The sequence below is a fragment of the Oleiphilus sp. HI0079 genome, assembly GCF_001635105.1.
Genome location: NZ_LWFT01000903.1, coordinates 1 through 1,591, shown reverse-complemented (window position 1 = coordinate 1,591; position 1,591 = coordinate 1). Strand labels below are relative to the sequence as shown.

Below are 1,591 nucleotides of genomic sequence, written 5' to 3'. Positions count from 1 at the left end.
ACCGATCAGCGCATTCAAGCTATTTCTGGGCATTGTAAGTGCCTCGAACGCGCTGCGGTAGCTCAATTTTTCTATCATTTAGTGATGCCTTAAGGCCTGACGAGGTCAGCGTATTATGATTTTGGGTTATCTTAACCTTGCCGGGAGTCGATATAAAGTCATTCACCGTGTCGATGCGAAGATCCTCTGTTTCGAATGTAATGAGATCGTTAGTTTCTCCAACGCGAGACATCAGTACCTCGTTTTGCAAGGTTAGCATTCCGGTGTCTGTTCGATATTGTCCATCTTTTGCGTCTAAGCGAAATTGTTCGCCTGTTTCATTAACATAGTCGATCAGTGGGCGTTCAGTTTCAATAAGGTTTTCGCTTTCGTAATAGTATGATCGCTGCGTTTTGATGAGCAGTTGCAGCTCGCCTTCCTCATTAAACTCTTTTAGTTCGGTGCCTTCGGCAAAGGCGCTTGGTTTTCGTGTAGTGTCTTCCTGAATCAATGACGTCTTTTGTTCCAGTTGATTCGCGTAGTAGATGCTGACCCCAAAGACGGCCACTATGAGAGGTATAACAAAACGAGATCTGGGCTTAAGCCGTGCCATGACAGTGCCTACTTCTCTAAGAAGTGTTGATGGATGCCATCTAGCAGATCTTTGGCGTCGAGAATTAAATCGCAAACTTCCCGAACTGCGCCTTCACCACCTTTTGTATTCGTGCAGTAGTCGGCGTGCTGGCGAACGAATGGGTGGCCGTTTGGTACGGAAAAACCTAGCCCGCTAGCTTGCATTGCAGATAGATCTGGCAGGTCATCGCCCATATAGGCGCATTGCTCCCACTCTAATGAAAGTGCTTGGCGAACGCTATCAAGAGCGACGCGCTTGTCTTCTCTGCCTTGGATCAAGTGTTCGACGCCTAGGTCTCGGGCGCGACGCGCAACCAGGGGTGAGTTGCGGCCTGTGATTATGGCGACATTGATACCATTCTGTTGCAGGAGTTTTATGCCGTGCCCATCTAGAGTGCAAAAAGCTTTCAGCTCATCTCCCTGTGCTGAAAAGATGATGCGACCATCGCTGAGCACTCCGTCTACATCTAGTCCAAGAAGTGCTATGTTTTTTGCCTTTGAACGCGTTTGTTCATCGAGCTGCTTGCTCATACAACACCTGCTTTTAGTAAATCATGCATATGAATTACACCGACTAGGGTTCTGTCAGGCTCGGTAACCAGCAGACCTGTGATTTTATATTCTTCCATTACATGCAGGGCTTCGGCTGCCAGCGCATCTTTGTTAATGGTTTTGCAATTTTTGGTCATAATGCTGCCGATGTCGGTTTGATGTAGGTCTACCTGTTCGTCAAAGGCGCGGCGTAAGTCTCCATCAGTGAACAAACCTTCTACTTTGTTGTCGTTATCGACAATGGCAGTCAGCCCAAACCCCTTACGTGAAATCTCAAATAAGCCTTCTGATAAGGAGGATGAGGGCGGTACGCTTGGCACTCTATCGCCGATATGCATGATTTGCTCGACGGTTAGGAGGAGCTTTCTTCCTAGGCTCCCACCAGGGTGCGAAAAGGCAAAGTCTTCTTCAGAAAATCCGCGTGCTT

The 1,591-nt window shown here is 47.8% G+C and carries 3 protein-coding genes; all 3 read right to left on the bottom strand.

All coding sequences use genetic code 11. The features are described from left to right. Window positions 1-19 precede the first annotated feature (19 nt). Window positions 20-592, bottom strand: coding sequence for an LPS export ABC transporter periplasmic protein LptC (lptC, locus tag A3750_RS16690; RefSeq protein ID WP_068455349.1), 573 nt, complete (start codon window positions 590-592; stop codon window positions 20-22). An 8-nt stretch (window positions 593-600) separates the two neighbouring features. Next, complete coding sequence (locus A3750_RS16685; RefSeq protein ID WP_068455353.1) at window positions 601-1,143, bottom strand: HAD family hydrolase; 543 nt, start codon at window positions 1,141-1,143, stop codon at window positions 601-603. Continuing rightward, window positions 1,140-1,591 (bottom strand): CBS domain-containing protein (locus A3750_RS16680; protein ID WP_156498663.1); only part of this gene is annotated, 452 nt, incomplete at its 5' end. The genes A3750_RS16685 and A3750_RS16680, both read right to left, overlap by 4 nt.

Coding starts and splice junctions, on each gene's coding strand:
- lptC (WP_068455349.1), bottom strand. CDS start 592: ATGGCACGGCTTAAGCCCAGATCTCGTTTTGTTATACCTCTCATAGTG.
- A3750_RS16685 (WP_068455353.1), bottom strand. CDS start 1,143: ATGAGCAAGCAGCTCGATGAACAAACGCGTTCAAAGGCAAAAAACATA.